Origin of the sequence: Egbenema bharatensis FJBBOT/2019 (assembly GCF_048077055.1) — a bacterium.
Lineage (GTDB): Bacteria > Cyanobacteriota > Cyanobacteriia > Elainellales > Elainellaceae > Egbenema > Egbenema bharatensis.
Map to the genome: position 1 here is coordinate 2,052,378 of NZ_CP182236.1, position 21,315 is coordinate 2,073,692.

General features: G+C 49.8%; 18 protein-coding genes and 3 pseudogenes. 15 read left to right on the forward strand and 6 right to left on the reverse strand.

The genetic code is table 11. The annotated features are described in order from the left end of the window. Positions 1-153: 153 nt before the first annotated feature. Positions 154-1,790: pseudogene (locus tag ACM1PF_RS09635) on the reverse strand (acetolactate synthase large subunit). A gap of 95 nt (positions 1,791-1,885) precedes the next feature. Continuing rightward, positions 1,886-3,256 carry an NAD-dependent succinate-semialdehyde dehydrogenase gene (locus tag ACM1PF_RS09640; RefSeq protein ID WP_416674270.1) on the reverse strand — a complete coding sequence of 457 codons (1,371 nt, stop codon included), beginning with the start codon at positions 3,254-3,256 and terminating at the stop codon, positions 1,886-1,888. 902 nt (positions 3,257-4,158) lie between these two features. On the opposite strand from ACM1PF_RS09640, the gene ACM1PF_RS09645 reads away from it, so the two are divergent. The 3 genes from ACM1PF_RS09645 to pntB all read left to right on the forward strand — a co-directional run bounded on the left by ACM1PF_RS09645 (position 4,159) and on the right by pntB (position 7,422). Next, complete coding sequence (locus ACM1PF_RS09645; protein ID WP_416674271.1) at positions 4,159-4,674, forward strand: hypothetical protein; 516 nt, start codon at positions 4,159-4,161, stop codon at positions 4,672-4,674. Then, positions 4,644-5,774, forward strand: a complete 1,131-nt coding sequence (pntA, locus tag ACM1PF_RS09650) for a Re/Si-specific NAD(P)(+) transhydrogenase subunit alpha (RefSeq protein WP_416674272.1) — start codon at positions 4,644-4,646, stop codon at positions 5,772-5,774. The genes ACM1PF_RS09645 and pntA overlap by 31 nt, the downstream gene beginning before the upstream one ends. Before the next feature lie 211 nt (positions 5,775-5,985). Beyond that, positions 5,986-7,422, forward strand: coding sequence for a Re/Si-specific NAD(P)(+) transhydrogenase subunit beta (pntB, locus tag ACM1PF_RS09655; protein WP_416674273.1), 1,437 nt, complete (start codon positions 5,986-5,988; stop codon positions 7,420-7,422). 500 nt (positions 7,423-7,922) lie between these two features. Here pntB and ACM1PF_RS09660 read toward each other — a convergent pair whose 3' ends face one another. After that, a complete protein-coding gene (locus ACM1PF_RS09660) occupies positions 7,923-8,360 on the reverse strand; it encodes a pentapeptide repeat-containing protein (RefSeq protein ID WP_416676605.1) in 438 nt (145 codons plus the stop codon). Positions 8,361-8,583: 223 nt separating this feature from the next. On the opposite strand from ACM1PF_RS09660, the gene ACM1PF_RS09665 reads away from it, so the two are divergent. After that, complete coding sequence (locus ACM1PF_RS09665; protein WP_416674274.1) at positions 8,584-9,162, forward strand: YraN family protein; 579 nt, start codon at positions 8,584-8,586, stop codon at positions 9,160-9,162. Between the two features lie 164 nt (positions 9,163-9,326). Beyond that, a complete protein-coding gene (locus ACM1PF_RS09670; protein ID WP_416674275.1) occupies positions 9,327-10,238 on the forward strand; it encodes an oxygenase MpaB family protein in 912 nt (303 codons plus the stop codon). Positions 10,239-10,268: 30 nt separating this feature from the next. Here the strand turns inward: ACM1PF_RS09670 and pyrC are convergent, their stop codons facing one another. Beyond that, positions 10,269-11,327, reverse strand: a complete 1,059-nt coding sequence (pyrC, locus tag ACM1PF_RS09675) for a dihydroorotase (protein WP_416674276.1) — start codon at positions 11,325-11,327, stop codon at positions 10,269-10,271. A 263-nt stretch (positions 11,328-11,590) separates the two neighbouring features. Between pyrC and ACM1PF_RS09680 the strand changes: the two are divergent. From ACM1PF_RS09680 to ACM1PF_RS09710, 7 genes and pseudogenes are all read left to right on the forward strand, one after another. Further along, a pseudogene (locus tag ACM1PF_RS09680) lies at positions 11,591-14,412 on the forward strand (cyclic nucleotide-binding domain-containing protein). 169 nt (positions 14,413-14,581) lie between these two features. Further along, entirely contained in the window at positions 14,582-15,271 is a 690-nt protein-coding gene (gene arr / locus ACM1PF_RS09685; protein WP_416676606.1) for an NAD(+)--rifampin ADP-ribosyltransferase, read from the forward strand. Between the two features lie 434 nt (positions 15,272-15,705). Further along, the gene (locus tag ACM1PF_RS09690; protein ID WP_416674277.1) at positions 15,706-15,936 is read left to right on the forward strand and encodes a DUF433 domain-containing protein; all 231 of its coding nucleotides are present in this window, start codon (positions 15,706-15,708) and stop codon (positions 15,934-15,936) included. A 3-nt stretch (positions 15,937-15,939) separates the two neighbouring features. Next, positions 15,940-16,290 carry a DUF5615 family PIN-like protein gene (locus tag ACM1PF_RS09695; protein WP_416674278.1) on the forward strand — a complete coding sequence of 117 codons (351 nt, stop codon included), beginning with the start codon at positions 15,940-15,942 and terminating at the stop codon, positions 16,288-16,290. Between the two features lie 104 nt (positions 16,291-16,394). Further along, positions 16,395-16,787 (forward strand): helix-turn-helix domain-containing protein, encoded by a 393-nt coding sequence (locus ACM1PF_RS09700; RefSeq protein ID WP_416666324.1) that lies wholly within the window; start codon positions 16,395-16,397, stop codon positions 16,785-16,787. After that, positions 16,775-17,341 carry an IS630 family transposase gene (locus ACM1PF_RS09705; protein WP_416666323.1) on the forward strand — a complete coding sequence of 189 codons (567 nt, stop codon included), beginning with the start codon at positions 16,775-16,777 and terminating at the stop codon, positions 17,339-17,341. The genes ACM1PF_RS09700 and ACM1PF_RS09705 overlap by 13 nt, the downstream gene beginning before the upstream one ends. Before the next feature lie 197 nt (positions 17,342-17,538). Beyond that, positions 17,539-17,607: pseudogene (locus tag ACM1PF_RS09710) on the forward strand (XisI protein); the annotation flags it as partial. A gap of 429 nt (positions 17,608-18,036) precedes the next feature. On the opposite strand, the gene ACM1PF_RS09715 reads toward ACM1PF_RS09710, so the two are convergent. Then, complete coding sequence (locus ACM1PF_RS09715) at positions 18,037-18,936, reverse strand: IS982 family transposase (RefSeq protein WP_416670324.1); 900 nt, start codon at positions 18,934-18,936, stop codon at positions 18,037-18,039. 197 nt (positions 18,937-19,133) lie between these two features. Here ACM1PF_RS09715 and ACM1PF_RS09720 point away from each other — a divergent pair, with 197 nt between their 5' ends. Continuing rightward, a complete protein-coding gene (locus ACM1PF_RS09720; protein WP_416674279.1) occupies positions 19,134-19,370 on the forward strand; it encodes a hypothetical protein in 237 nt (78 codons plus the stop codon). Positions 19,371-19,372: 2 nt separating this feature from the next. Then, positions 19,373-19,609: a hypothetical protein gene (locus ACM1PF_RS09725; protein WP_416674280.1), complete on the forward strand. Its 237-nt coding sequence runs from the start codon at positions 19,373-19,375 to the stop codon at positions 19,607-19,609. A 221-nt stretch (positions 19,610-19,830) separates the two neighbouring features. Here the strand turns inward: ACM1PF_RS09725 and ACM1PF_RS09730 are convergent, their stop codons facing one another. After that, positions 19,831-20,184, reverse strand: coding sequence for a site-specific integrase (locus ACM1PF_RS09730; RefSeq protein ID WP_416676607.1), 354 nt, complete (start codon positions 20,182-20,184; stop codon positions 19,831-19,833). A 92-nt stretch (positions 20,185-20,276) separates the two neighbouring features. On the opposite strand from ACM1PF_RS09730, the gene ACM1PF_RS09735 reads away from it, so the two are divergent. After that, a complete protein-coding gene (locus ACM1PF_RS09735; protein ID WP_416674281.1) occupies positions 20,277-21,176 on the forward strand; it encodes a PIN domain-containing protein in 900 nt (299 codons plus the stop codon). Positions 21,177-21,315 lie beyond the last annotated feature (139 nt).

A 21,315-nucleotide genomic window follows, 5' to 3' on the forward strand; every position in this document is an offset into this window, starting at 1 on the left:
AGGAGTTGCAAGTTGAATGGGTCAGGAGGAATGGGCGGGCAGGATGCCCACCCCACAAGAATAGAGCAGTTACAAGTTGAATGGGTCAGGAGGAATGGGCGGGCAGGATGCCCACCCCACCAGAGGAGGAACTAGAGTGGGGGGAGCTAACCGCTATAGTTCGCAGCTTAAGTCTCCGGCTTTGAGGCTGAATAGGAGATTTTCGCGGTAGTCTATGGGGCAATCGATGACAGCAGGCACATCCTGGTTCAGGGCTTCCTTCAGGGTCGGGACAAAATCGGTGCAGGAGGTAATGCGATAGCCCTTGACCCCCATACTTTCCGCCAGCCGCACGAAGTCTGGATTGCTGAAGTGGACAAAGGCGGATTCGCCAAACTGGTTCATCTGCTTCCATTCAATTAAGCCATAGCCCCCGTCGTTAAAGATGACTGTGACAAAGGGGGTTTTGATGCGCAGCGCCGTTTCTAACTCCTGGGAGTTCATCATGAAACCGCCATCTCCAGTAACGGCCACAACCTTCTGCTTGGGCGCGACTAACTTCGCGGCGATCGCCCCTGGAATGGCAATGCCCATGGCGGCAAAACCGTTGGAGATGATGCAGGTGTTGGGCCGATCGCAGTGATAGTGCCGCGCCATCCACATCTTGTGGGCTCCCACGTCGGAAATGACGATATCTTCCGGGCCAAGCACCTGACGCAAATCGTGGAGCAGCTTTTGGGGCTTGATGGGAAATCCCGCATCATTTACGTAGTCTCCATAGTCCTTGAGGATTTCCTGGCGCAGATGGATCGCATAGGGTTCGGGCTTGCCGGTGCGATCGGTACGTTTCAGGATTTCGTAGAGAGAGTCGGAAATATCTCCCACCACTTCGGCAATCGGAATATAGCTACTATCCACCTCAGCCGGCATTTGTCCAACGTGGACGATCGGCGTTTCACCGCTAGGATTCCAGCGTTTGGGAGAATATTCAATCAGGTCGTAACCCACTGCAATCACCAGATCGGTGTGGTCAAACCCGCAGTTAATGTAATCTCGCTGTTGCAGTCCAACACTCCAGAGGGCAAGGGGATGGGTGTAGGGAATCACCCCTTTGCCCATGAAAGTGTTGGCAACTGGAATATTCAGCCGGGTGGCAAATTCAGTTAAAGCTTCACTGGCATGGCCGCGAATTGCTCCATTACCCACCAGAATGATCGGGTTGACGGCTCTGGCGATCGCCTCGGCTGCCCGTTGAATACTTTGATAGGAGGCATAGACCCGCTCTCGACCATCGGTTCTCAGGGCTTTTCCCTCCACCTTCATGGCCGCGATATTTTCAGGTAAATCGATATGAACCGCTCCGGGTTTTTCGCTTTGAGCTAACTTAAAGGCTTTGCGGACAATTTCGGGGGTGTTGCTGGGACGGACGATTTGCGTGTTCCACTTTGTCACCGGGGCAAACATGGCAACCAGATCAAGGTACTGATGGGATTCGATGTGCATTCGATCGGTGCCCACTTGCCCGGTAATGGCGACTAGGGGAGCGCGATCGAGGTTGGCATCGGCAACGCCCGTCATCAGATTCGTGGCCCCGGACCAAGGGTGGATAGGCAAACGCCCGCCTTGCCCGTCAATCGTCCGTATACATCTGCCATGAAGGCTGCTCCCTGCTCATGGCGCGTGGTGATGAACTGAATTGATGAGTTGCGCAAGGCTTGCAGCACATGAAGATTTTCTTCTCCCGGCAGCCCGAAGACATATTCCACGCCTTCATTTTCTAAACACTGCACTAGCAGTTCGGCCGTATTCATGTCTGTCATAAAATTTGTTCTCCCTCTGATTGAGCGGGTTCCTGTCCCGATGTTGTGAGTCATTTGTAGAGTGAAGGGGGCTAGCTGGAGTCACGCTACTGGATCCAAACGGTTTTGATGTTGACAAATTCGCGGATGCCTTCCACCCCCAGTTCCCGGCCATAGCCCGATCGCTTAATGCCGCCAAACGGTAGACGCGGATCAGACTTGACCATGCTATTGATGAACACACACCCCGCCTCTAGCTCATTCACCAGCCGATCGCGCTCATCGGCGTTTTGCGTCCAGGCACTCGCACCCAGTCCGAAGGAGGTGCTGTTGGCCAGGTGAATCGCGGTATCCAGATCGGGAACCGGAAACAGCAGGGCAACGGGGCCAAAAAACTCCTCCTGGTAGGCCGGACAGTCCGGGGGCAGATCGGTTAAGACCGTCGGCAGGTAGTAATTGCCCTGGGGGGATGTGGACAAGCGATCGCCGCCGATCAGGGCCCTGGCTCCCTGTTGCAGACAGGCTTGCACCTGAACTTCCAGATCGTTGAGAATATCGGGGGTTGCCAGGGGGCCGATGTTCGTTTCCGGGTTCATTGGATCCCCCACCTTTAATTCGGCAAACTTCGCAGTCATTTTTTCGGCAAAGGCAGCGGCGATCGATTCCTGCACAATAAATCGCTTAGCGGCAATGCAGGACTGGCCGTTATTAATCAGACGGGCCGTCACGGCCGCAGAAACAGCCGCTTCCAGATCGGCACTGTCCAGCACGATAAATGGATCGCTGCCCCCCAATTCCAGAACCACTTTTTTGATCTGTTGACCACAAGCACTGGCCAGGCTGGCTCCGGCGGCTTCACTGCCCGTCAGGGTGGCGGCTTTAACGCGATCGTCTGCAACAATCTGCGCCACCTGATCTGAACCTACCAGCAAAGTCTGAAACACTCCCTGGGGAAATCCAGCTTTCGAGAACACTTCTTCGATCGCCAGGGCAGACTGGGGCACGTTAGAGGCGTGCTTCAAGATCCCCACATTCCCCACCATCAGGGCGGGAGCTGCAAAGCGAAACACTTGCCAGAAGGGAAAATTCCAGGGCATCACCGCCAGGATCACGCCGAGGGGCTGATACCGGATAAAGCTCTGGCTGGCATCGGTTTCAATGGTCAAATCGCTTAAAAACTGAGCCGCATGTTCAGCGTAGTAACGGCAAACCCAGGCGGATTTTTCTACCTCCGCAACGGCAGCGGCGATCGGTTTTCCCATTTCCAGGGTCATGATCTGTCCAAATTCCGCTTTGCGATCGTCCAGGATTTGAGCAGCCGCATTCAGCCACTCCGCCCGCTGGGCAAACGAGGTATAGCGATATTGTTCAAAGGCTTGTTGGGCACTTGCTAACCGTTGCTCGATCGCTTCATTCGTCAGGGGGGTAAACTCCTTGAGCATTTCCCCTGTCGCCGGATTAATCGTTGCAATTGCCATCTCATCCTCCTGTTTGACTGGCCTATAGACCAGCGATGGGTTAGATAGTGGCTCATGAACCAGTCTGAATTGAAGCAACAAAACTCCACAATGCACTCATCTGGAATGCTCAATCCGCTTCCCATCAGAATTTGAGGGGATTTCTGCAATGAAGCGAATGTAGACAGAGCCGAACCACCCATCGATCATTCTAGTGTTTTCAATCGGGGACTGTTTGGCATTTTGTTACAGAGGCTAATAAAACTCAGTGTTTGTTTAGAAAAGAAATGCGATCGCGTTAACACACATTATTTACATTCGGGGTATTATTCACAACTCTAAATAAAACGCAATCAAAACACAACTGAAATGCGATTTAACTCATCGTTTTTGCATAAATCTCAAAGAAGTCAGGAAAATTTGAATTACGGTTCGTTTCGTTGGTTTAGTGGTATTAAGGGAATCTATAAAGACAAGCTAAAAAAGGACCGCCTCTGCCCAACTTCCCCTTACGATGCAGTAATGTTTCTGCATAAATTTGCCATCCCTCCAGGGATAACAGAAGCAGGTTATAGGATGAAGTAAGAGGAGGCAGACATGCTGGTACACAAGGGTACTATTGAATCTTTAGATTCAGCCTGACTGGATTTGCACAATGTCAGATCGATTCGATCGCTCACTCAAAATTCAACAAAACGATATGGCATTTCCCACGTTGGTTCAGATACATTGGACACATTGAATGATAACTATTGACGAGATGAAGTACGACAGTGATTCAGAATCGTGACGCTTGCTCATGGTACTTTTCTTAATACTTTGCTATGGGCGGATATAACGTCAGCGACTCTCAATGTCGGCTTTAATTTCCAACCTATTCAACAGCTGAAATCCGCGAAATCGATCGAACTGAAGGAGCTTTCATGACCATCGCAGTTGAACAAGCGACGAATACAACCCTGACAGCTGACATGGAACAGAAAACAGGGATGAGTGTTGGAATTCCCAAAGAAATTTATCCGGGCGAGTGTCGCGTGGCTGCGACTCCAGATACCGCAAAACTTTTACAAAAAATGGGGTTTCGCGTTCTTGTAGAAACCGGAGCGGGGGAAGCAGCAAATTTTCCAGATGATGCATACAGGGAGGCAGGATGCGCGCTCATTTCGGATACGTCTACTCTCTGGGAATCAGCCGACATTATTCTGAAGGTGCGATCGCCCGAATTTCATACCACCTTGGGCAAGCACGAAGCCGAACTGCTCCACGACGGGCAAACCCTAATAAGCTTCATTTACCCGGCACAGAATCCAGAACTACTGCAAAAGCTGGCGGCTCAAAAGGCGACCGTGCTGGCGATGGACAGCGTACCGCGCATTAGTCGGGCCAAAAAATGGATGCCCTCAGTTCCATGGCCAACATTGCTGGCTATCGGGCAGTGATTGAGGCAGCCAACTGTTTTGGCCGGTTCTTTACAGGGCAAATTACGGCGGCTGGAAAGGTGCCACCGGGCAAAGTTATGGTGATTGGGGCTGGAGTGGCTGGATTGGCGGCGATCGGGACTGCCAGAGGGTTAGGAGCCGTTGTTCGCGCCTTTGACACTCGCCTCGTGGTGAAGGAGCAGGTGCAGAGTCTGGGGGCAGAATTCCTGGAATTGCAGTTTGAAGAAGATGGTTCTGGGGAAGGCGGCTACGCCAAGGTGATGAGCGATGAGTTCATCAAAGCGGAAATGGAACTCTTTGCGGCTCAGGCGAAAGAGGTAGACATTATTGTCACCACGGCGTTAATTCCGGGCAAAAAAGCTCCCTTGCTGATCACCAAAGACATGGTGGAAAGCATGAAGGAAGGCTCTGTGATTGTAGACATGGCGGCGGAGCAGGGGGGCAACTGCGAAGTCACAAAACCAGGCGAGGTGTATCGCTACCACGGAGTTACGATTGTCGGACTAACCGATCTCCCCAGCCGCATGGCCCACCAGTCCAGCCAGCTTTATGGCACCAATCTCTGTCATTTACTCAAAGACATGGGCGGTGCAGAGCATTACAAAGTGGACTTCGAGGATGAAGTGGTGCGTGGTGCATTAGTCTCCCACAATGGCGAAATCACCTATCCTGCTCCGAAGCCCAGTACACCTCCCCCTCCCCCCACTCCGGCCCCGGCTCCCGTTCAGCCTGCGGTGGCAGAAACTGCTCAACCCTCCAAAGGCAATCAATTCCTGGTTCCGCTACTATTAGGCGCAGCCCTAGTGGGCATTGGCTTAACCGCTCCCCCCTCCTTCCTGTCTCACTTCACGGTGTTTGTCCTGGCCTGCTTTGTCGGCTGGCAGGTGATCTGGAATGTGAAACCGGCACTCCATACGCCCTTAATGAGTGTGACCAATGCAATTAGCGGCATCATTGTTGTTGGTGGAATGCTGGAAATTTCTGGTTCCCTTCATTCTGCAACCGCGATTTTGGGGGCGATCGCCATTTTGATCGGCACGATCAATATCTCTGGCGGATTTTTGGTAACGCAGCGGATGTTGAAGATGTTTCAAAAGTAGGGAAGGACTGAGGGCTGAGGACTGGGGACTGAGAACTGGGGACTGAGAACTGGGGAGAAAAGACCTTCTATCTTCGCTTTTGACGTTTGCCTGCTTGTGGGGTGGGCATCCTGCCCGCCCGGTTTAGCCAGCTTTTGCCTGCTTGTGGGTTGGGCATCCTGCTCGCCTCATTTAACCAACTTTGGGTTCAGCAATCTTTTTTGGACAACCTATGAATAATTTATTGACCGTTGCATATATTGCAGCAAGTGCTTTGTTTATCCTGAGCCTGGGGGGTTTGTCCGATCAGGCAACGGCTCGACGCGGGAATCTATACGGCATTATCGGGATGTTGATTGCCCTGGGGGCGACCGCAGCGGCCAGCGTCACGGGTTCTGGCTACGGGATATTGGCAGCAGCAGTGGTGCCGGGTGTGGTAATTGGGGCGATCGTGGCTTCTCGCGTGGCCATGACTTCCATGCCAGAACTGGTTGCGATCCTGCATAGCTTTGTGGGCGCAGCGGCTGTTTTGGTGGGCATTGCCAACTACCTGCAAGGGGATCATGGCTTGACGGGTGCGGAAGCGACGATTCACCAAGTGGAAATTTTCATTGGCGTGTTCATTGGGGCGGTGACGTTTACCGGCTCTATCATTGCCTTTGGTAAACTGCGGACGCTGATTTCCAGTAAGCCGTTGATGCTGCCCGCTCGCCATGCCCTGAACCTGGGTCTACTAATTGGATCGATCGCCCTGGGCGTACAATTCATGGCGCTGGAAAGTCCGGCAGGGTTAACGCCTTTGCTGATCATGACGGGACTGGCTTCGCTGCTGGGGATTCACCTGATTCTGGCGATCGGCGGTGCAGATATGCCCGTGGTGATTTCTATGCTCAACAGCTACTCTGGTTGGGCGGCAGCAGCGGCAGGGTTCATGCTCTCCAATGACTTGCTGATTATTACGGGGGCGCTGGTGGGCAGCAGTGGGGCGATCCTCAGCTACATCATGTGTCGAGCGATGAATCGTCACTTTATCAGCGTGATTCTGGGTGGCTTTGGTGCAGGCAGTGGGACAACAGCTCAGGGGGGAACTGCTACCACTGGAGAGGCTGTATCAACCACGATCGACGAAACGGTGGAAGCCCTGCTGGATGCGAAGAGTGTGATCATTACTCCGGGTTATGGCATGGCAGTGGCTCAGGCTCAGCACTCCGTTTCTGATATCACCAAGCTATTGCGGCAGCGGGGTGTGAATGTACGGTTTGGGATTCATCCGGTGGCTGGACGGTTGCCGGGTCATATGAATGTGCTGCTGGCAGAGGCGAATGTGCCCTACGACATCGTGTTGGAGATGGATGAAATCAACGAAGATTTTCCTGAAACCGATGTGGTGCTGGTGATTGGAGCCAATGATACGGTGAATCCGAGTGCGATCGAAGATCCGGGTAGCCCGATCGCGGGAATGCCGGTGCTGGAAGTGTGGAAAGCCAAGCAGGTGGTGGTGATGAAGCGCAGTTTAGCCAGCGGCTATGCCGGGGTCGATAATCCCTTGTTCTACAAAGACAATTCGCGGATGCTATTTGGCGATGCCAAGAAAAATATGGATCTGATCCTGGCTAGCCTGCAAGAGCAAACTGAATCCACAGGTAAAGTCCTGGTAACTGCTCGTTAACCCGGGGAAAACCAAGCTGTAACTCTGGGAGCATGTCACTTTTGTTGCCCTCACCCTAAATCCCTCTCCCCAAGGGCGAGGGACTTCGATCCGGTTCCCCTTCTCCCCGTTTGGGAGAAGGGGTTAGGGGATGAGGGTTAGACTTGCAAACGTGACATGCTCCCTGTAACTCTTGTGGGGTGGGCATCTTGCCCGCCCTTTCGTTTAGTCCAGGACACGGAAAAGGCACACGATCGAAATCATGTGCCTTGCGTCATCCGATGTCATTGTTTCAATTGCAGGTTAGATTGAGCAGCCCCCTTCCTGCAATTGAGGCATCGGTCATTCAAAACCCAAATCGATGGGTTGTTTTTTATGACACTGAACTCCCTCAGATGTTCCTCACCCATTTCCCAACTAGTAGACCCCGGCAGCAATACGCCCACCTTTCGTAGTGCAGGCTTCCAGCCTGCGCGGGCAAGATGCCCGCTCTACGGTTGCTCAATTCACGCTCGCTTCTACTAGAAGCATTCCAACGTATCGCGGGTAGCCCGTCCGGTGATCGGATTCACCCCCTTAGCAACGTCGCACAACTGTTCCTGCATATCCTGACGCATCAGCACATCGGTGAAGTCTGCTCCGTCGATCGTGGCTCGATTGAACTTGGTATTAAAGGCGAACGCTCCTTCCAATACAGCATTCGTCAGATCAGCATCCACCAGACGGGCAGAATCCAGGGTGGCAAACCGCAAATCCGCCCCTTCCAGATTGGCTGCCTCTAAGTTTGCGCCGAAAAAGCTGACCCCTTGCAGATTGGTATGGCTGAGATTGGCTCCTCGCAAATTGGCTTTGGTAAAACTGGAGTCGGTTAAATCTTGACCAGAAAAATCTGCATCTACCAGAAATTCTTTCGTGTAGTTGTCTGCCACAGCCAGGGGCGCGGAAAAGGTACAGAACATTAGCAGAAGTCCCAGAACACAGCAACCCAACCCAAATAGAGCGTTTGAGACAATACGGGAAATTGTGATGCGATCGGACTTCATCATGAAACACCGCCTGCGAACCATACTGAATTCAGTCAAAACACGCAAAGGTTACTTTGATTAAATTGATTAAATTGATTAAATTTAAGTGGTCTATTCTGATACTACTACTTGAACGTCACGCTATTGGATTCCTTTTGTGAGTACTTCACCCAGACGATCGCCCCGTTCATCCCAGTCCCACACACCGCAGCATCAAACAGTGGGACGTTTGGCGGAGGCGTTTGTGGCTCGGTGGCTGGTTGAGCAGGGCTACGAAATTTTACAGGAGCGGTGGCGTTGTCGCTGGGGAGAACTGGATCTGGTAGTTCGGTTTTTGTCATCCCCTGCAACTCTGGCATTTGTGGAAGTCAAAGCCCGTACCGATCGCAATTGGGATGCGAATGGACTGTTATCCATAACGGCTAAGAAGCGGGAAAAGCTCTGGCAGGCGGCTGAGTTATTTCTCTCGGCGCATCCACCGTTGGCGACTTTACCCTGTCGGTTTGATGTGGCTCTGGTTCACTATCAGATCAATCCACATCCGGCAAAACAAAATCCGGCAAAACAAAATCCGGCAGAGCTTTTCAACGAAGAAGCGATCGAACCTGGGAATGCAGTGCAATCCGGTGAACCTCAATGGGAGGATTGTACGGTTCAGATGGGTCAGCCCGTGGCGATCGGCCCCTATCGTCTAACTTTACAGGACTATATTCTCAATGGCTTTGATGAATGTTGATTGACCTGGGTGATAAGCACTCTGACTGAAACCTGGAGATAGTAATTTGTGAGTGGTCAGGTATCTCATTCGTATTGCCACAGGGAGTTTACGTCAATGGTGTTGACACAAGAAGTGGCATCATTAACTGAAGCGATCGCTAATACTGAAAAGAGAGGCTCTCAATGCAGCGATTTGAGCGTTTTCACGCGATTCAACAGCTCGACCCGGAGCGGGATAACTGTGAAATATGCAGGCAGCTTGCAGGCTATGAATTTTCCTGGGATATCACTCGCGCCCTGGAAATCGCCTTATTTCGTACCTTTTGCGTACCCAGCATTGCCATCCTCCTCGATCGCACCGCTGAGTTTCACCAGCGTCCCCAAAAACGCTATGACGATACCGGGTTGATGGTATCTTTGCTCCTTAAATTGGGGCATGACACTCCCAGGGGGCAGTCCGTGATTCAACGCATGAATCAGATTCATGGTCATTTTCCCATTCGCAATGCCGATTTTCTTTATGTCCTCTCCACCTTCATTTATGAGCCTGTGCGATGGATTGAGCGGTTTGGCTGGCGGCAGTTAAGCCAATTAGAAAAGCGGGCTTTATTTTACTTCTGGGTTTCTGTAGGGCAACAAATGGGAATTCAAGAAATCCCCAGTACCTATGAATCCTTTGAGCAATACAATCTGGAATACGAGCGTGAACATTTTCGTTACAACGCAGCCAACCAACGAGTGGGAGAATCTACCTTAAAACTTTTCCTCAGTTGGTTCCCGCCACCCCTACGACCCCTGATTCAACCGTTGGTTTGCGCCATCATGGACGATCGCATGCTCCAGGCGTTTGGCTTTCCATCTCCCCAACCGTGGCAGCGATATGTTGTAGAGCAATTGCTGCAAACTCGTGGAAGATTACTCCACTACTTTCCCCCTCGTCAAACTCCTAGTTTCTACAGCGATGAACCGCAACGGAGTTATCCTCAAGGTTATGAGTTAGCGGATTTAGGCCCGCCTAAGATGCTGGCAGAATTAAAGGAAAAAGGCCGATCAAATCACTCAAATCACTCAAATCACTCCCAATCAAATGGGTGAACTCGGTGCGATCGCAATTGAGAGTGCAGATCAGGGCAAGTTCGCTTCTGCCATGCTGGTATCAAGCATTTGCCACGTCATCTCCTGCCCTGCCCGTAAGGGCACCAGTCCAGATTCAGTGAAGGGAACTTCATCGGGAACACGCCAGGTCGTTCGGGTTAAAGTCATCTGTTCGGTATTGCGCGGGAGTTGATAAAAATCTGGCCCGTAGAAACTGGCGAAAGCCTCAAGTTTATCAAGGGCATCAACGCTCTCAAACGCTTCTGCGTATAACTCCATCGCGTGTAGGGCCGAATAGCACCCCGCACAGCCACAGGAACTTTCTTTGCCGTTGCGAGGATGGGGAGCACTATCGGTGCCCAGAAAAAATTTAGGATTACCGGAGGTTGCTGCTTGCAAAAGAGCCAGGCGATGCTCCTCACGTTTCAAAATGGGCAGGCAATAAAAATGGGGACGAATACCACCCTGGAATAGGATATTGCGGTTAAATAACAAATGTTGTGGCGTAATGGTTGCAGCGATGTTATTGGCAGACAGGACATACTGCACAGCATCTGAGGTGGTAACGTGTTCCAGCACCACGCGCAGGTCAGGAAATCGCTGCTTCAGGGGGATCAAATGCCGTTCGATAAACGCTTTCTCGCGGTCAAACATATCCACATCTGGATCGGTCACTTCTCCGTGCAGCAATAAAGGCAGATCAACCTGCTGCATCACTTCAAAGACGCGATCGCACTTACGAATGTCCGTCACCCCAAAGTCTGAATTGGTCGTTGCACCGGCTGGGTAATATTTGACCGCTTTGACAAACTGAGATTCTTTGGCCGCGATCATTTCTTCGGGGCTGGTGTTGTCAGTGAGATAAAGCGTCATCAGTGGCTCAAACGATCGGCCCTCTGGAATGGCTGCAAGGATGCGATCGCGATAGGCCGCAGCATCAGCAACCGTGCGTACCGGAGGCTTCAAGTTCGGCATGATGATCGCGCGGGCAAACTGCCGCACCGTATGGGGCAGAACCGCTTTCAGTGCCGCACCATCGCGTAGATGGAGATGCCAGTCGTCAGGTCGGGCGATCGTGAGCTTTTGCATCTTTCTATCATAAAACACAAAGAATCATTCACCAGTGCCAGAGCCGACGCGCTAAAACAGGGGGTTGCCAGGAGTCCTTGCGATCGCACTATAATTCAATCCAGCGAACGGTTAACGCGATTGGGCAATTAGTTTATGAACTGTCAAATTCAGGATGACATGGAGTTCTGAGAAATCTAATAGCCAGCCCAGAGAAAATCAATGGCGAAACTTGATAGTCTTCGGCACATAATTGATGAAGACCAGAGAGAAGGGGCTGATTTATGTTTGCACAACTGCCAGAGCGGCGAATGCACTGGGTTCGCTGGGTATTGACTGTTGGTTGGCTTCTGATCATTGCCTCCCTGTTCTATGACCCCTGGACATCAGCACTCACTGTACCCGATCATCCCTGGAGTCCCCTGCGGCTCCCGGATACCTGTATAGAGGTGCAGGGCGAATGCCTGGCTGAACAACCCTATCCGTTAGGAACAACCCTCTTTTGGGGAGCAATTGTGCCCGCTGCCATCTTTGTTTTGCTGGTGTTTGGCCATGAGCTATGGCGACGGATTTGTCCGCTCTCGTTTTTATCTCAGATTCCCCGCGCTTTGGGATGGCAACGGCAATTTAAACGAGAGAACAAAAAGACGGGCAAGGTGCGCTATGAGTTGGCAAAGGTTGACTCGAATTCCTGGCTGGGTCGCAACTATCCCTACCTGCAATTTGGCTGGTTGTTTGCAGGCTTGTGTGGGCGAATTTTGTTTTTCAATGCCGATCGCCTGGTGCTAGCGGGTTGGTTATTGTTCACAGTGGCAGCGGCGATCGCCGTTGGCTACTTCTACGGTGGCAAGTCCTGGTGTCAGTACTTTTGCCCTATGGCTCCGGTGCAAAGTATCTACGGTGAACCGGGGGCCTGTTGAGTAGCAAAGCCCACATGAGTGAGCAACTCGTGACGCAATCCATGTGCCGCACGGTGCTGCCCGATGGCAAAGAGCAGAGTGCTTGTGTTGCCTGTCAAAATCCCTGCATCGACATTGACGCGGAGCGCACCTATTGGAATAGCCTGAAAAAACCCGAAACCGTATTTCTCTACTATGGCTATGTGGGCCTGGTGATTGGCTATTTTGTCTATTACTATCTCTATGCAGGCAACTGGGACTATTACTTCTCTGGGGCGTGGTTGCGGCATGATCAGCTGGCTGCGCTGTTTGACCCTGGACTTTACCTGTTTGGGCAGGCTATCAATATTCCGAAATTGGTTGCGGTGCCGCTGGTGCTGGGAGCATGCACGGCGATCGGGTATTGGGCAGGACGGTGGATCGAAAAACGGGCTAAAGCCCACAGTCGGCGACATCAGACAAACTGGACGATCGAAACCATTCGCCATCGCATCTTTACCCTGTGTACCTTTGGTATTTTCAACTTCTTCTTTATTTTTGCCGGTCGTCCCCTGGTACAGCTTTTCCCCTGGACGGTGCAATACCTCTACGACCTGGGGTTAGTGACGCTGAGTACCCTCTGGCTCTACAAAACCTGGCGACGCAGCCCTGAACTCTATTCTCGTGAAAATCTGGCGAATCGGTTCCGCAAACAGCTGGAGAAATTGCAGCTTAATGTTTCCCAGTTTTTGGAAGGCCGGGCACTGAGCGATCTCAATACCCACGAGGTGTATGTGTTAGCCAAGGTGCTTCCTGGTTTTACCCGCGAGAAAAGACATCAGGCCTACAAGGGAGTGGTGCGAGAATCGCTGGAAGAAGGCTATGTGAACTACGCCAGCAGTTTGGACATTTTGCAGCAAATGCGTCAGGAGCTAGGCATTACCGATGACGAACACCGCATTGTGCTGGAGGAATTGGGCGTTGAAGATCCAGAGTTGCTCAATCCCGATCGCCAGCGCAGCTTAGAAAATCAGATTCGCTTGAGCGGCTACCGTAAATCCCTGGAGCGGTTAATGCTGCTGCAAAGCAAACAGCCTAATCGCACCGGACTTGAGCAATTATCATGGCAAGATTCAGACGCTGTTCGTTCTCTGCGCCGCCAATATTCCATCACGCCCCAGGAAGAAGAGTGGATTTTGAGTGGATTTTCGGTCAATGCCAGTCGTGTCAAAAAGGCAGAGTTTCTGCTCACACAACTCCCCAGCTTGATCGAGTGTTACCGTGCGCTCAATCAACCGATGTTGCATGAGCACAAAGCCGTATTAACCCTGCTGCGAGAAAACATCAGTCATAAAAAAGAACTGATTGTGCGATCGCTGCTGGAAACCCTGGAACTGCTCCAGTCTGATCCGGCAGCGTTGTCCCTGGCACAGTCATTACAGCAAGCCTCCCCGACTGTTTTAGGAGAACTGTTAGACCAGGAGCATTGGGGCGATCGCCTGCCGCCAGAGATTCTGTACTGTTTGACCCAACCGGGAGAAACCCCTGTTTCCTGTTCGTTGGAATTCTCCACTGAAGCGATTCTGGGGCATCTAGAAGCCCTGCTCCAGGATCAAAATCCGATGATTCAGGCGGCAGCACTTTATATGATTGCTCAATTGGATGCAGAAGGCAGTCAGGCGATCGCTCAAAATCATCGCCACGAGTTCAGTACCCATCTAGTTCAGGAAACGATCGATCGGTTACTGTCCTGGCACTCATCATCAACAGCAAATCTATCCCTGCGCGAATTCCCAACGTTGGAGAAATTGGTCTATTTATTTAATAGCGACTTCTTCCACCGAATGCAGAGTGACACATTAATTGCCCTTGTCGATCGAGCAGAGGTGAGAACCTACAGCCAGGGAGACCTGATCACAGAAGCCGGAGATACCTGTCGAGAGTTATTGCTGCTCATTGAAGGTGATGCCAACATTCACTACCAAACGGAATCTGGGGTTCGGATGGAACAGCTTCATCCTGGTCAAACCCTAGATGAGCTGGAGGTTTTAGCCCACAGCAACTCAGAAAATACGATCGTTGCCGATAGCGAAAAAACTCGAATTCTGGCTATTTCTGTCGATACCTTTGATGATTTACTCGACCACGATCCTGATTTTGCCCGCCGAGTTTTGGAATTAGAAAGTCGGCAACTTCAGCGATTCGTGCGATCGGTGCAGCCACTTTAGGGATAAAACGTTCGGGGATGTTATCCCGCACTTTTGACGGTAGTTGCCATAGGCTTTAACAGACTCAGGACAAGCAACTCAATAGATCTTGCGAGAACTAGGAGACAAAATAATTATGGAATTCAACCCAAGCAACAATGTTGTTAAGCTTTGTCTTCAAGGTATGGGCATGGAAGAAAAAGGCAAACCTGAAGAAGCAAGTAAACTATTTCTTCAAGCCTGGAACGAAGCAACATACGACTTTGAAAAATTTATTTCAGCTCATTATGTAGCCCGACATCAAAAAAATGTTACCGACAAATTAAGTTGGCTCGAAACGGCTTTGCAGTTTGCGTTAAAAATCAATAATGATACAGTCAAGAGTGCTTTCCCTTCTCTATATTCAAATATTGCTCAATGCTATGAGGACTTAAACGATCCTGACGAGGCAAAAAAGAATTATGAATTAGCCACTTCGTTTAAGGATCAACCTTCTGACAAAGGCCCTTTTTATCATGGGACGAAAGCAGATTTGCAGGTTGGCGATTTGCTAACCGCAGGGGGGAATTCTAACTATAAATCTGGACTCCAAATGAATCATATTTATTTTACAGCCCTTGTTAATGGAGCGGGACTGGCTGCTGCATTAGCAAAAGGCGATGGACGCGAACGGGTTTATATCGTTGAACCGACGGGAAGTTTTGAAAATGACCCGAATGTCACAGACAAAAAATTTCCGGGCAATCCAACACGCTCCTATCGCTCCCAAGCACCATTAAAAATCGTTGGCGAAGTAACAGACTGGGTGAGGCAGACACCTGAGGAACTTCAAAAATGGCGTGAAAAATTAGCCAACAATACAGGAGAAATTATTAATTAATTTGATAGGGAATGGGAGATGAGGGGCGATCGATCGCCTAACTCGGTTGAGCAGGCGTGGCGGTTGAAGTTGCGACAGGGTAGATGCTGGATAATACCGTTGTCAGGGGTGTTATCCTGCAAAAGTGATGGATAACACTCCTAATCTCCAGGATTAACGATCAAAGGTGACGGATAACACCCCAGATTTCCAGACTTAACCTGCAAAATTTCTGTTTAATTTCTTAAAAGCAGGGTGTTATCCCGCAGAGCTGATAAATAATTCTGAAAAATAGGAGTGTTATTCTGCACTTGTGACGGTGAATGTATTATCGGTAGGGGCATAATCGCACGAAATTTTTGTAACGGAGCTAATGACGTTAGCATTGGTGCAAGCGAATGCCAAAATTGCTCTTGACCCTAAAATGAAAAAGACAACGTACTTTAGGTTTGTTTATGGATCTGCAAACTCGCATCATCCTTGACCCAGATATCCTGGTTGGTAAACCCATCATCCAAGGTACTCGCCTTGCTGTTGAATTCATCATTGACCTTCTTGCCCAAGGCTGGAGTACCGATGAAATCCTTCGCAATTATCCCGGTATCAGCCTTGAAGATATCCAAGCCTGCCTCAGCTATGCCAGTGCTATGCTCAAGTCCGAAAAAGTTTATGCCATTCCGGTCTAGTCCATGCGCTTCCTTGCCAACGAGAACTTTCCTCTGGATGCTGTAGAAGCATTACGCCAGCAAGAACATGACGTGGTTTGGATTCGTACAGAATCCCCTGGCATTTCTGATCCCGAAGTATTGCGTCGTGCCCAAGCAGAAGACCGCATCCTCCTGACTTTTGATAAAGATTTTGGCGAACTTGCTTTTCGGACAAAACTTCCTGCTGCCAGCGGTATTATTCTGTTTCGGATTACAGCACCCTCCAGCGCGGTAGTAGCTCAAAGGGTAGTGGCGGCGATCGCCCTACGAGACGACTGGGCTGGACATTTCAGCGTTGTCGAAGATGACAAAGTTCGGATGAGACTTTTGTAAAGCAAATCTATTTTTGTCATCCCTAAGAGAGCCGTTCTAACCTACAGCACTTTCGAGGTATATGAGGTACACTTAAAAGGAGATTAGAGGTATCAAGAATCCCGATGAAAGCCTACTCCGTTGATTTGAGAGAAAAAATAGTTAATGCTTATGAGAGAGGCGATACTTCAATTAGAAAAGTAGCCACTCAGTTTGGCGTTGCGAAAAGCTATGTCCAAAAGCTGCTCCTCCTTAAGAAAACTCAGGGACACTTGGCACCCAAGAAGCAAGGTGGAACAATGAAGGGACAGTTAGATGAGTACGGTAGCGAATTAACTGCAATGGTACAAAGCCATCCTGACGCAACTTTAGCAGAATATTGCGAGTATTTTGGAGAGCAATACAACGTTTGGGTCTGTCGCAGTGTCATGTGCTGTGCCTTGCAAAAACAACAACTCACGCGAAAAAAAAGACCTTACGCAGCACTCAAGCGAACACAGAGCGGGTGCAAAAGCTGAGAGTAGAGTATTGGGAGAAGGTCAAACCCATCGAGGTAGAGAACCTGGTGTTTCTAGACGAGATGGGAGTTCTACTCGGGTTGACCCGTACCCATGCTAGAAGCAATCGAGGCGATAGAGCGTATGACTTTAAGCCCTACTATCGAGGTGAAAAGGTGAGTGTGATTGGGGGCATCAGTTGCAAGCAGGTGTTGGCTCTCATGACACTAGATGGTTCAGTCAATGGCGATGCCTTCAAAGTTTTTATCGAGCATTTCCTGCTGCCGCAGTTATGGGAGGGTGCAGTAGTGGTGATGGATAATTTGCCTGCTCATAAAGTTGAAGCAATCGAGCCTTTAATTGAATCAGTAGGTGCCAGTGTTTTGTATTTGTCGCCCTATTCTCCTGAATTTAATCCCATTGAGCATTGGTGGTCACAATTGAAAGCATTCCTGAGACTATTTTCTCCAACTACTGCATCTGGTGTGGATGGTTTAATCGGAATAGCACTTGAGTTAATGAATCCTGAACACCTCAAAAATTGGTTTACACATTGCTGCTACTGTACCTCATAAACCCCGAATCCGCTGTATCTTAGCAACGGTAGCATAACACTGCGTTGATGCAGACGGTACAAAGCTTGTCGAACAGGTTTCAATGATACGGTGAAGCGTGCTCTGCAAAAAGCCGGATGGACGATTACGCATATCCATTTCCGCTTCAAATTGGTAAAAAGCGTTTGTCGGCTGTTTGGGTGCAGTGAGGTGTTTGCAAAGAAGATATCGTATCAGGTTTTCGTCATCCTAAAATACGGCAGCATACCGGTTTTGCGGTGGCTTGACTAGTCGGAGCGCTCGCGTCATAACACCCATGCATCCGTGGGCAGCACTAGCTGGTTCCGCACAAATTTTTCGCTTGCTTTTGCAGACTTTTAACGAGTCCAGATTGACCAGTTGATGACTGTTGTGTCAGTTGTGTCAGTCAGTCAAAATCACCAATAGCACCCAATGCCCAAATCCGATCGCCAGTAGCAGGGGTGAAAAGCGATCGACTTCAGCGATTCAATTGGGCGATCGGGTTTGGATAATTGATGATAGGGCATGGGAGATGAGGGCGAGCGATTGCAAGATGAGGAAGGTAAGCCCTGATTTCGGGGAGCATCCCATTTGTGCAAATTGATCAATATCCGCAGCGCAGGCATCTTGCCTGCCAGTGAAGTATGTATCATGAAAATGCAAAATTACGCCTAATGTGAATTAGACAGAGCAGTTTAAGACTGTTGGAAGGTTAACACATGGATGCCAAACTGCTGTTTGAGCAATAACCGCAGGGTATGGCTTGCCAGTTTAGCTGCAATGTGGACACAAAAGCCCTCTACGGTCTTGTTGAGCAAGCGTTCGGGGTTACGTCCAGTGTTTTGAATTTCATGAAACACCCCTTCAATGCGCTGACGCACTTTGGAGATGAAGCGATTGAGGGATGGGGGATGCTGCTGTTTCTGATTTTTGCGCAAGACAGTCCAAATCTGATTGCCGGTGCGCTGCTGCACTTGGAGTTGCCAGTCCTGGTCGATAAACCCCTTGTCACCGTAGATGGTGCACCCTCGGGCGACCGCTAAGAGCGACTCAATGGCAACCCGCTCATCGGTGTTGGCTGGGACTAAATCATAGGCAATCGGAATCCCGTTCCAGGTACTGAGTAAGGCGAGTTTGTAGCCGAAGTAATACATCTGGCGCGACGCACAATAGCCAGGGGTTGCATTGCCAGAAAAATCACTGCGTGTCTTGTCCCGCTTGAGTCCCAGTACGGGAATCGGTTTGGTGTCCACCAGCAGATGCGTTTGCTGGGTCGCTCCTAATGCCACGACCCAACTGCGTCGCAGTGATTCCAGCATCCCATCTAATTGGCGTAAGCGCCGATTGAATTGACTCTGATCCAACAACTGTGGAAACCAGCAGAGATAGTTGGCACGCATAAAGCCGAGAAACTGGGTTTCACCCGGAAAGGGCAGATAGTCCATCAGCAGTGCTAAGGTCAGCATTTCGCTATCACTCAATTGCGCTTGTACTCCTGGTCGGGGGCAGTCTAACGGTGCAATCTGCTGGCGATACCAATCGTCTACCAGAACAAAAATGGTGGTCATCAGGCTGGGAAAGTCTATGCTAGTCATGGGAGAGGTGAGCTTCAAAGGTGGTACTTCGATTCTCAACCTCTCCCACCTTTTTGTCCAATTCACATTAGACGTAAATTGGGATACATCCTGATTTTGTCTACTCCCATGTTGAAAGGTTGTCTGTCGGTAAGTTTTATCGTTAGATGGAATAAAGGACGTTAGTATCAAGTAGCACCTTTCCAGATTGTACTTGTGTGGACTTTGAGATCATTGGTGATATCGCTGATATCGAGGTTATTGCTACAGGAACAGGAATTCGCGATCGGGCACGACTACAGAAGCAGTATGGTCGAGGCAAGTGGAGAAAGTTGAAGGGTGTCGCCCAGATTCAGCTTCCAAACGGTATGATACGATTAGCGGAGATCCACTGGTATGAAGCTCATGGAATTGGTAAAAAAGAATTCAAACTCAAGCTACCGTTCCTGGATTAACTATGAAGACTGAGCAAGCCCGATCGAATCAGTTTGCGGTGTGCCTGAACAATGAAGGCTATAGAGCATCATTGGAAGTCGGCAAAATATACAGAGTGATTGTTGATCAGGAAGCAAGCACAAACGGGTTGATACGGGTCATTGATGAAAGTGGTGAAGATTACGCCTTTTCTGCAAGTCGGTTTTATCCGATTGAAGTGCCAAAACCTGTAGAAGAGGTATTGTTGTCGGTGAGCTAGTAGCGACAGCAGCACCACAACGCTGTCGCAGTAAACTGAATCTATTGATCCCGATCGTTAGCTGGTTCCGCACAAATTTTTCGCTTGCCTTTGCAGACGATCAACGAGTCCAGATTCACCAGTTGATGACTGTTGGTCAGTTGTGTCAGTCAGTCAAAATCACCAATAGCACCCAATGCCCAGAGCCGATCGCCAGTAGCAGGAGTAAAAAGCGATCGGTTTCAGCGATTCAATCGGGCGATCGGGTTTGGGTAATTGGTGATAGGGCATGGGAGATGAGGGGCAATTGTTGCAAGATGAGAGAGGTAAGCCCTGATTTCGTCTACTCCCATGTCTTTTGGGTGACGCTTATTGTGGAACAGGATGGAATCGTAGATGGAGTGAACGTGGGATTTCTCAGTTTTGAGGCTGAAGGACTTGAGATGGATCGATCGCCTGACTAGATCGAGCAGGTGTGGCGGCTGAGGTTGCGATATGGTAGATGCTGGATGATACGTTATCAGGGGTATTATCCAGCAAAAGTGACAGATAGCACCCCAGATTTCTGGACTTATCCTGCAAATTTTCTGTTCAATTTCTTAAGATCTAAGTATTATCCCGCAAATTTGATGGATAATCTTGGGACATTTAGATAGTGTGAACACCAAAATTTTCAAAGTCATTGCAGATGTTAACGCATACACAACTACTTCACCGTGATCTCGAAAAAATTGTTGAGTTAACCGACAAACTGATAGAGATCTCAGATATCAACTACGCTCCTGACAAAGTTGAGCGACTGTCACGCGAGACAAGCGTTGCTATTATGACAATTGTGCCAGACTCGTCTTGGGCAGCACTCAGCGATGAAGGGCGATGTTACCAGCGTAAAGTTTTGGATCAGTGGAATCGCTGGTTGGAGAAAGTCCGCTTACTTTTTACTGAAGATTCTGGAAGATCCCGCCAAGATTTGGAAGATGCGGCTGAGAAAGTCACAAAATGGCTGGATAGATCTGAACCAGATTTTTCAATTCCTAAAAACTTGGCAGATGCTCCATTTGTATTTCGTGAGCATATTCAACCCCTTTTCGACCTACTAGCTCCATTCATGTCTGATGGGTCTTTGGTGGTTGTCCCCGACACGAATGTAATCCTCCGTAATCAGGAGCTACCTTCTTGGGCTGAAGTATTAGGGACGGATGAATTTGTCGTGCTGCTTGTTCCAGGAGTCCTTAGTGAGCTGGATGACCATAAGATAAATCACCGTGTCCCCGAAGTTCGGGAGAAGGCGCGTACCTTTTCCAATCGGATAAAGGGATGGCGCAATCAAGGGGAGTTATCTGATGGAGTTCGGGTACAAGGCAAGGTCTATGTTCGAGTATCAGCTCGTGAGCCAAACTTTCAGCGAACTCTCTCCTGGCTTGATCCACAGGTAGCAGATGACCGTATTATTGCCTCGGTTTTAGAGTGGCAGCGTTCCAACCCCACTAACGCTGTTCAATTGCTTTGTTGTGATTCGATAATGCTTGCCAAAGCAGATGAAGCGGGTGTACCAACTGGTGACGTACCAGACCGAAAGACGGACTAGAGCCATAGCCTAATCATCCAACAACCTTGGTGCAGCAAATTTTCCGAAGCTGCTTGCTGTGCAGAAAAGACCCTGAAAACCGCTGATCAGAAACGTTAGACTGCATCTTGTTGAAAACTGACAAGTAATTAAAACCGTA